Here is a 9,113-nt window from a genome sequence, read left to right on the forward strand (position 1 = left end):
TTTCCGTAAGCGCCGTGCGGAAACTCGCCGCACTCACCCCCGGTTTCAGGGCAAGCTTATAATGGAACTCGGCAAGGCTGCCCGGTTGCAGCAACTGCGTTTGCGCAATCGCCGCGTCGGCAATCAGCACGCGCGGACCGATATCGAGCGGCCCTGCGGACCGATCCGGCTCCTTCAAGAGTGTTCCGGTAATGCGGAACCGGCCTTCGCCGATTTGCACGCTATCCCCGAGCTTCAACCCGAGCCGTGCGAGCAGAACTTCATCCACCACCACGCCGAAAACGCCATCTTGCGCGGCCAGAAGCGCAGGAAGGGGCGTCGCGGGGGCCGTTTCGACGCTGCCCAGCAACGGATAATTCCCATCCACGGCCTTCAACTGCGCGAGCGAGCGCCGCTCGCCATCGGGCCGCACCGCCATCGCGCGCATTTCGATGGAGTGGGTCATCCGCAGGCTTTGGCCCTGAAGCCACACCCGTTGATCGTCGCTGATCGGGCGATGCACCTGCCGCAGTGTCACATCGCCGCCCAGCAGGCTGCGCGCATCGCGCTCAAGCCCCGCCACAATCGCCGCCGACAGGCTGCCAACGGCGGCAATCACCGCGACCCCCAGCGTCAGACAGGCGAGGAAAATGCGAAAACCGGCAACACCCCCGCGCAACTCGCGCAGGGCGAAAGTAAGGGCGGGGCTCATGCGGCACCCCCGGCGTCGATGAGACCGTCTTTCACCCGCACGACCCGGTCGCAGCGTTGAGCGAGGCCGACATCGTGGGTGACGAGCAAGAGCGTGGTGCCGAACCGGTCGCGCAGGCTAAACAGCAGGTCCATAATCGCCGTGCCCGTGCTGCCGTCGAGATTGCCCGTTGGCTCGTCGGCAATTAGGAGTTTCGGTTGAATGACGAAAGCGCGCGCCAGGGCCACGCGCTGTTGCTCGCCCCCCGAGAGCTGATCGGGATAATGGGTAAGCCGATGGCCGAGACCGACTTGCTCCAAAGCCTCTTTGGCGCGGGCGAAAGCATCGGATTTACCCGCGAGCTCCAGGGGTACGGCAACATTTTCGAGCGCGTTCATCGTTGGGATCAGGCGGAAGGCTTGGAAGACGATGCCCACCGTCTCGCGCCGCCACAGGGCGAGATCATCCTCGCTCAGCCCGCCCAGTTCAACGCCCGCCACCACCACTTCGCCGCCGCTCGCGCGCTCCAAACCGCCGACCACCATCATCAAGGTCGACTTGCCCGCACCCGAGGGGCCGACGATGCCGACGCTCTCCCCCGGTGCAATCGCGAGATCGACCCCGCGCAGGATATTGACCTCACCGGCAGCACTCGCCAGCTTCACCTGTACATTGCGGAGTTGGATCATGGGCATGCGCACTCTAGGGCCAGAGATGAAAACCAGTAACGAGCCTTACAAATGGGGCAAAACCGAGGCCGTGCAACGGGGGCGGCGCGGTTTCTTAACCCTGCTCGCCTGCCTTTCGGTTTTCGGAAGCACCATGGCCCAGGCCCAAACCCAACCCATCCGCCTGCTGGCCTTTGGCGATAGCCTCACGGCAGGCTATGGGCTGCCCGCCCGCGCCGGGTTTACGGCAAAGCTGGAGGCGGCTTTACAGGCGAAAGGCTTGCCCGTAACCGTTATCAACGGCGGCGTTTCGGGCGATACCAGCGCGGGCGGTTTGGCGCGGCTCGATTGGATGCTCGCCGACAAACCCACCCATGCCATCGTCGAATTCGGCGGCAACGATGGGCTGCGCGGGCTGGACCCTCAGCAGATGGAAGCCAATCTCGATGGGATTTTGGTGAAGCTGAAGGCGGCGAATGTCAAAATATTGCTCGCTGGGATGCGCGCCCCGCCGAACTTCGGCAGCGCCTATACAAGCGCCTTCGATTCGGTCTTCGCGCGGCTCGCGGAGCGACACAAGGTCGCTTTTTATCCGTTCTTCCTTGACGGGGTGGCCGCCAATCCTCAGCTTAACCAGGCGGACGGGATTCACCCGAACGAAGCGGGCGTAAACACTGTTATCGACCGTATTTTACCCTCCGTTTTGAGCCTTTTGGCTCAATCCTGATTATTTCGATTTAGCAATGAGGCGTTTATGGAACTGCGACGCTTAGGGCGCACCGATATGCAGGTGAGCCTGATTTGCCTTGGCACCATGACCTGGGGTGAACAGAATACGGAAGCCGAAGCCCACGCTCAGCTTGATTTTGCCCTGGATCGGGGGGTGAATTTTATCGATACGGCGGAAATGTACCCGGTACCGCCGCGCCCGGAAACCCAAGGACTGACCGAAGCCTATATCGGTACTTGGCTGGCCAAGCGGCCCGCCGTGCGCGATAAAATCGTGCTGGCGACGAAAGTCGCGGGCGGCGGGCGTTCCATGCCGCACGTGCGCGGGGAAGGGCGCAAGCTTGATCGCGCCAATATCGAGGCTGCCATCGATGCCAGCCTGAAGCGCCTGCAAACCGATTACGTCGATCTCTACCAAATCCATTGGCCGGATCGGGCGACGAATATGTTCGGCCAATTGGGCTATGTGCATACCCCCTCGCCCGATGCTGTGCCCATTGAAGAAACGCTAACCGCGCTGGCCGATTTAGTGAAAGCGGGCAAGGTGCGCGCGCTGGGGCTTTCCAACGAAACCCCCTGGGGCGTGATGGCGTTTCTGCGCGCGGCGGAAAACCTCAATCTGCCCCGCGTGGTCTCGATCCAGAATCCCTACAGCCTGCTGAACCGCTCCTTCGAGGTCGGTCTCGCGGAAATGGCCATTCGGGAAGAGGTCGGCTTGCTCGCCTATTCGCCGCTCGCCATGGGCGTGCTGATGGGGAAATATTTCGACGGGGCGCGCCCCGCAGGCGCACGGCTCACGCTGTTCGACCGCTTCACCCGCTATTTCACCCCGCAAGCCGAACCCGCCGCGAAACTCTATGTGGAGATTGCCCGCCGCCATGGGCTAGACCCGGCGCAAATGGCGCTCGCCTATGTGAACAGCCGCCCCTTCGTGACCAGCAATATCATTGGCGCGACCAATCTTGAGCAGCTCGACGCCAATATCCGCAGTGCTGAGGTGACGCTAAGCGCCGAGGTTCTGAGCGAGATCGAGGCGGCCCATCAGGTCCACCCCTACCCCTGCCCCTAGATTAGTCGGCTTTCACGTCCGCCACCTGCCCGCCGGTCAATCGAACCAGATCGTCCGGCGTCAGGCGGAAAATGCTGGTGGGGGTGCCAGCGGCGGCCCAGAACTCGGGCAGATCCATCAAATCTTGATCGATCAGCACGATCCCCGGCACGGCATGACCGACCGGGGAAACGCCGCCGATGGCATAGCCGGTGCGCTCCCGGACAAAAGCCGCATCGGCGCGGGCGAGGCGCTCGCCAATAACGGCTTCCACCTTGGCTTCATCAACGCGGTTGCTGCCGGAGGTGACGACCAAGACCGACCGGTCGGAGTCGGGGGCATTGAAGATCACCGATTTGGCAATCGCCGCCACCGCACAGCCCAAAGCGTCTGCCGCTTCTTGGGCCGTGCGCGTGGGCCGGTCGAACTCATAAACGGTGAAATCGGGGCCGAGCAACGCTTGGACGCGCAGGGCCGTTGGGGCTGTCGCGGGTTTCATGCCGAAGAGTGTAGCAAACTCCGCTTACGCCTCAAGAGGGAGTCGCTTCTTAAACGACCACCCGAAGGAGACGCCCGCCACCGCCGTCAGAATGAGCGCGCCGCCGATGATTTGGCTCGGGTGCAGCTTCTGCCCGAAAGCCACATAATCAACCAGAATCGCGGCAATCGGATAGATGAACGATAGCGCCGCCGTTAGGCTGGTCGGCAAGCGCTGAAGCGCGCTGTACAGCAGGGCATACATCAGCCCGGTATGAACGACGCCGAGCAGAACCAGCACCCCCCAGGTTTGCGGCGCGGTCGGCAGGCTGTGCCAGGCGAGCATCGGTGCCAGAATGACCGTGCCGATGACCAGTTGCAGCCGGGCGAGGCGCTGGGGGGCGATCCCCGTGAGTTGCTTGGTAATCAGACTGAAGACGGCATAGAGAAACGCCGCGCCAAGCGCCAAAGCGATGCCGGTGAGATAGGCCCCCGGCTCCAGCAACACGTCCGGCTCCACCTGCACCACCAGCAGCAACCCGCCGAAGGCGACCGACAGCCAGATAAATTTCCACAGCGGCAAAGCCTCCCGCCGTACCAGCGCCGCGAGCGCTACCAGGATAAACGGCTGCACATTATAGGCGGCAGTCGCCATCGAAATCGAGGCGCGGCTGAAGGAGGCAAACAGCAGCAGCCAATTGCCGACCAGCGCTAAGCCGCCAATCCCGGCGAGAATCAGCGTCCGCTGGGTCCAGAGCGTCGGCGGCAGGCGGCGCGCCAGCAAGCTTAAGACGAGCGCACCGATCAAGCAGCGAAAAAACACCACCGTTACTGGGTCTTGCCCGGAAACGAGCACCAGCCATCCAATCGTTCCCGAAATGAGCATCGCGGCAACCATTTCGGTTACGCCGCGCCGGTCGATCTCCTGCATCATCATCCCCTCCTTAGGGCAAAAGCGATGCCTCTAGAATGCCAAGCGGCGGGGCTGGATTATATGGATAGAAAAAGGATAAACTCGGATTACACCTTTTTATCGAAGGCAAAACCATGAAACAGGCTTTCCCTCTATCCAATGCGCTGGATGCGATCGATACCGCTCTAATCCGTGCCCTCGCCGAGAATGCCCGCCAGCCGGTGAGCGCTCTAGCTCAATTGGTCGGCTTGTCACCGCCCTCCGTCGCCGAGCGGCTACGGCGGTTGGAGAGTAGCGGTTTGCTGGCGGGCTATACGGTCGATCTCAATCTCAAAACTCTGGGCTACGGCCTCCAAGCGATCATCCGCGTGCGGCCCCTGCCGGGGCAGTTACACTGGGTGCAGCGCCTGCTCGAAGACGAACCCGCCGTGATCGAATGCGACAAGGTGACGGGCGATGATTGCTTCGTCGCCCGTGTGGTGCTGCGCGACATCGAACAGTTGGATGTGGTGCTGGAGCCGCTGATCGAGCGGGCGGAAACCAATACGGCAATCATTAAATCATCACCGGTGCCCCGGCGGTTGCCGCCGTTAGGCTAACGTGAGATTGGCCCGAATCGACGCAATCTTAGCCTCAAACGCCGACCAATCGTCAGCGGTCGCGATGGGAGCCCACAGCGCTTCCACCTCCTCAATCGGCAGATCGGCGGGGTGGTTGCCGCGCGGCGCAACGGCGGCAGGATCGGCGCGGGTTTCAAGACCCAAACGGATCGGGGCGAAGTCGGGCCGCGCGTAAAGCGCGCTTTGCGGGCTGAGGGCCGCGCGGGCGGGATCGGCGCCGACCCAATCGAAGATTATTTGCTCAAAGCCCGCGCCGCTATCGAGCAAAAACTGATAGAGGTTTGAAAGAAAGGCAAGATCGCTATCAAGCTCACCTTGCAGCAGGCCCAAGCGTTTGAACCAGGCCGCGCGCAAGGCCGGGCGGAAGATATCTTGGAACCGCTCCAACTGCGCCACCAGCGCGGATTCCGGGGCGAAATCCATCAGGCATTCGGCGAAGCGTTCTAGGTTCCACAGCAGTGTGCTGGGCTGGCGGCCATAGGCATAAAGCCCGGTTTCGTCAAAATAAGCGGCGGTGAAACGCGGATCGTAGGTTTTCAAAAACCGCCACGGGCCGTAATCGAAACTCTCGCCGGTGATATTGATATTATCGGTATTGAGCACGCCATGAACGAAGCCCGCCGCCATCCACTGCGCCCCCATTTGCGCGACCGCCGCCATCACCTCGGCCAGCAGCGTGAGCGCAGGAACCGGGCCGGGGTCGATCTGCGGCCAATAGGTCGCTAACGTATACTCGATCAAGCGCCCGATGGCCTGCGTCTCACTCAAATAGGCCAAGCGCTGAAACGTGCCAATGCGGATATGGGAATGGCTAAGGCGGACCAGCACGGAAGACCGCGTTGGGCTCGGCTCGTCGCCCCGGTGCAGCGCCTCGCCGGTTTCAATGAGGCTGAAGCTTTTGGAGGTATTGACGCCGCGCGCTTCCAAGAGTTCCGTTGCCAGAATCTCGCGCACGCCGCCCTTCAGTGTTAGCCGCCCGTCGCCCGCGCGCGAATAGGGGGTGCGCCCGCTGCCCTTGGTGCCAAGGTCGAGCAAGCGGCCCTTATCCTCGTAAAGCTGCGCAAACAAAAACCCGCGCCCATCGCCAAGATCAGGATTGTAATGGCGGAACTGATGGCCGTGATAGCGCAGGGCCAGCGGGGTTTCGAAACTCCCCGGCAGCGGCTGGAAGCGCCCGAAATGCTGGGTCCATTCCGCTTCGGTCAGCGCGTCGAGCCCCACCGTTTCCGCCGCGCGCTGATTGCGCCAGCGCAGGATATGCTGGGGAAACGCCGCCGCCGGAACGGGGTCGTAGAAATCCGGCCCCAGCACGGCATGGGACCGGCTGGGGCGATAGTCGGGCGCGGGCGGCACGTTCTTGGACTACTGGGGAAGCTGGCTTAGCTGGGTGCGCCGCGTGCCCAAAGCGGCGGCATAGGCTTCGACCTGCGCATGGATATCGGGGTCTTCCGGCACGGTGCGGTCCAGGCGGATTTGGTCGCCCTTCCAGCTCTTTGGGTGGCCATCCCTATCGAACGTCACCGACAGCTTGCCGAGGTAGTGGCCGAAGGAGGCGGTTTGTGCGAGCAGCACGGGCTTGCCTGCGGGGCCGGTGACAACTTGCGGCGCGGCGGCGGGCGGTGCTCCTACATGGGCACCCTTGCCCGAAACGCCAATGATCACATCGATCCCGGCAATGCGCGCCGCAATATCCTTATCCTTCTCGATCCCCGCCGAGGAGACCGCGACGACGGTTTTCGTGCCCATAAAGCCCAATTGCTTTAGCCAGAAGGGGGCTTTTGCCTCGATCGGCGTGAACAGCACGCCCGGCGAGGGTTTGGATTTTTGCGGGATATTGAGATCGGCAATCCCGAGCAACCCGAGGCGCTGGGCCCCCCGGTCGGTCGAGAGCATCGGATAGATTTGGTCTTTCAGGTACGGGTCGCGGTCGGTGCTGATATTCGCCCCCAAAATCGGGAACTGCGCCGTGCGGATGAATTTCCCCAAGACTTCCGAGCCTTCGGAAAACTCCGCCGGCCCCGCCGCCATCGCATCGAAGCGCGCACGGTTCATGAGTTCCGCCAACACGTCCTGCTTATGCTGGTTCCAAAACGCGGTACCGCCGAACTGGCCCCCGGCGTCCAGCAGCAACACGGTTCCAGACCGCGCCCGCTCCAGATTTGCTTGCCCGGCAAGCCGCGCCAAACCGCCCAAGCACGCATCGGTCGCGCGCTCTTCCAGCGTGCACGGCGTGCCGTCGCTCTTCGACGGCTCCATGCGCGAGGCAACATCGCCGCTGAACAGCAGGGTCAAATTGGTGTCGGCGCGCGCGGTCTTGCCAATGGCCAAGGGCATCAGCAGGCCGAGCGCAATCCCGAGCCCGATGGTAATCGCCAGCCCGTGCCGAGGGTTGACCCGCCAATAGCGATACTCATCTTCGCGCGGCGGCGAAACCAGCTCGACCAGGCGCTCCGCCAGCACATCAATTCCACTCGGTGTCGGAACCATAATCAGTCTCACTTCAAGGTTTTAGCTAAAATCGCTAAGACTTCGGATTCACAGACGTAATACGTAGCGCAATCTCATCGGCTTGCCAATCCTCTTCTATCGGGTTTGGATGCAAGCCCCGTAACGCATTCAGGAGATAGGGATTTGTCCCTGCTGCTCACAACCCCTGGCGACCCCGCCCCTTGGTTAAAAGCGCTGACAGCCCATATGCCGCAGCGCCAGGTTCACCTGTGGGGCCAGACGGACGCCGCAACGCTGGCCCAAATCCCTTACGCGCTAGTGTGGCGCCCCCCGGTGGATTTTTTTGACGGGCTCACCGGATTACGGGCGATTTTCAACCTCGGCGCGGGGGTGGATGCGCTGCTGCCCCACCAAGGCATGCCGAAAGACGTGCCGATCGTAAGGATCGTTGATGGCGGTATGGCGGCGCAAATGGCCGAATATGCGCTCTATGGGGTGCTCCACGTCCACCGCCGTTTCGATGTGATGGCTGAGCAACAAAAGCGCGCCGTGTGGGCCGATCCCGGCATTTGCGAGCCTGGCGAAACCCGTATCGGCATTCTCGGCCTCGGCGCGCTCGCCTTGGGTGTGATCGAAAAGTTACGGCCTTTCAGCTTTTCGCTGTCGGGCTGGAGCCGCAGTTTTCGCAGCGTCGAGGGGGTGCAGACCTATGCCGGGCTGGAAAACCTGCCCGCGTTCCTGAGGAGTTGCGACGTCCTGATCGTGCTGCTGCCTTTGACCGAAGAAACACGGGGCCTTCTGTCGGCGGAACATTTGGCCCTGCTGCCCGAGGGCGCGAGCCTGATCAATCTCGCGCGCGGCGCGCTGGTTGATGAAGCGGCGCTGCTAGACCGGCTCAATTCGGGCGCGCTGCGCTTTGCTCTGTTAGACGTGTTCCATCAAGAGCCGCTACCGCCGGATCACCCGTTCTGGCACCACCCGCGCGTCATCGTCACGCCGCACGCCTCGGCGGCGACCTTGCCCGGTCCCGCGATTGCGCAGATTACGGCCAACATCGCGGCGTTCGAGCGGGGCGAGGCAATGGTAGGGGTCGTGGATCGAACCAAGGGATATTGACGCATGACGGTCGAAACCTGGGCCAAATTGGTTCCCGAACTCGCTTGCTCGAACCTTATGGCCAGCCTAACTTTCTATTGCGATACACTTGGCTTCACCTGCCGCTTCTCCCGCCCCGAAGATGGGTTCGCCTATCTCGACTGGGATGGGGCGCAGATCATGCTGGAACAGCAAGAAACCGCTGGGCGCACCGCCGCGCTCGAAAAGCCCTTCGGTCGCGGTATCAATCTTCAAATTGAAGTCGAGGACTTGAACCTCCTCACGGCACGATTGGCGGCGGCTCAGGTTCCGCTCTTTCAGGACGCGCAAACCGCCTGGTACCGCGAAAACGATATTGAGCACGGGCAAATGGAGTTGCTCGTACAAGACCCAGACGGCTATCTGCTACGCTTCATTCAGCCACTCGGAACCCGCCCCGCGCGGG

The 9,113-nt window shown here is 62.3% G+C and carries 11 protein-coding genes; 5 read left to right on the forward strand and 6 right to left on the reverse strand.

The annotated features are described in order from the left end of the window. Together ACIQ36_RS15385 and ACIQ36_RS15390 are read right to left on the reverse strand one after the other, a co-directional pair. Positions 1 to 691: ABC transporter permease (locus tag ACIQ36_RS15385; RefSeq protein WP_395830887.1), on the reverse strand; the 691-nt coding region annotated here is incomplete at its 3' end. Next, positions 688 to 1,359, reverse strand: coding sequence for an ABC transporter ATP-binding protein (locus tag ACIQ36_RS15390; protein ID WP_395830889.1), 672 nt, complete (start codon positions 1,357 to 1,359; stop codon positions 688 to 690). The genes ACIQ36_RS15390 and ACIQ36_RS15385, both read right to left, overlap by 4 nt. On the opposite strand from ACIQ36_RS15390, the gene ACIQ36_RS15395 reads away from it, so the two are divergent. Both ACIQ36_RS15395 and ACIQ36_RS15400 read left to right on the forward strand, forming a co-directional pair. Beyond that, the gene (locus tag ACIQ36_RS15395) at positions 1,358 to 2,065 is read left to right on the forward strand and encodes an arylesterase (RefSeq protein WP_395830891.1); all 708 of its coding nucleotides are present in this window, start codon (positions 1,358 to 1,360) and stop codon (positions 2,063 to 2,065) included. The genes ACIQ36_RS15390 and ACIQ36_RS15395 overlap by 2 nt on opposite strands. Positions 2,066 to 2,092: 27 nt before the next feature. Beyond that, a complete protein-coding gene (locus tag ACIQ36_RS15400; protein WP_395830893.1) occupies positions 2,093 to 3,136 on the forward strand; it encodes an NADP(H)-dependent aldo-keto reductase in 1,044 nt (347 codons plus the stop codon). Position 3,137: 1 nt separating this feature from the next. Here the strand turns inward: ACIQ36_RS15400 and ACIQ36_RS15405 are convergent, their stop codons facing one another. Continuing rightward, complete coding sequence (locus ACIQ36_RS15405; RefSeq protein ID WP_395830895.1) at positions 3,138 to 3,614, reverse strand: YbaK/EbsC family protein; 477 nt, start codon at positions 3,612 to 3,614, stop codon at positions 3,138 to 3,140. A gap of 24 nt (positions 3,615 to 3,638) precedes the next feature. Continuing rightward, positions 3,639 to 4,529: a DMT family transporter gene (locus ACIQ36_RS15410; protein ID WP_395830897.1), complete on the reverse strand. Its 891-nt coding sequence runs from the start codon at positions 4,527 to 4,529 to the stop codon at positions 3,639 to 3,641. 110 nt (positions 4,530 to 4,639) lie between these two features. On the opposite strand from ACIQ36_RS15410, the gene ACIQ36_RS15415 reads away from it, so the two are divergent. Beyond that, positions 4,640 to 5,104, forward strand: a complete 465-nt coding sequence (locus tag ACIQ36_RS15415) for an Lrp/AsnC family transcriptional regulator (RefSeq protein ID WP_395830899.1) — start codon at positions 4,640 to 4,642, stop codon at positions 5,102 to 5,104. Here the strand turns inward: ACIQ36_RS15415 and ACIQ36_RS15420 are convergent. Beyond that, positions 5,096 to 6,478, reverse strand: a complete 1,383-nt coding sequence (locus ACIQ36_RS15420) for a protein adenylyltransferase SelO (protein WP_395830901.1) — start codon at positions 6,476 to 6,478, stop codon at positions 5,096 to 5,098. The two genes, ACIQ36_RS15415 and ACIQ36_RS15420, sit on opposite strands and share 9 nt — an antisense overlap. Positions 6,479 to 6,487: 9 nt before the next feature. Next, a complete protein-coding gene (locus tag ACIQ36_RS15425; protein ID WP_395830903.1) occupies positions 6,488 to 7,612 on the reverse strand; it encodes a hypothetical protein in 1,125 nt (374 codons plus the stop codon). Between the two features lie 144 nt (positions 7,613 to 7,756). Here ACIQ36_RS15425 and ACIQ36_RS15430 point away from each other — a divergent pair, with 144 nt between their 5' ends. Together ACIQ36_RS15430 and ACIQ36_RS15435 are read left to right on the forward strand one after the other, a co-directional pair. Then, on the forward strand, positions 7,757 to 8,689 hold the full coding sequence (locus tag ACIQ36_RS15430) for a 2-hydroxyacid dehydrogenase (RefSeq protein ID WP_395830905.1): 933 nt from the start codon (positions 7,757 to 7,759) through the stop codon (positions 8,687 to 8,689). A 3-nt stretch (positions 8,690 to 8,692) separates the two neighbouring features. Next, positions 8,693 to 9,113 (forward strand): bleomycin resistance protein (locus ACIQ36_RS15435; RefSeq protein WP_395830907.1); only part of this gene is annotated, 421 nt, incomplete at its 3' end.

This window comes from Elstera sp., assembly GCF_044372965.1.
Taxonomy (GTDB): Bacteria; Pseudomonadota; Alphaproteobacteria; order Elsterales; family Elsteraceae; genus Elstera.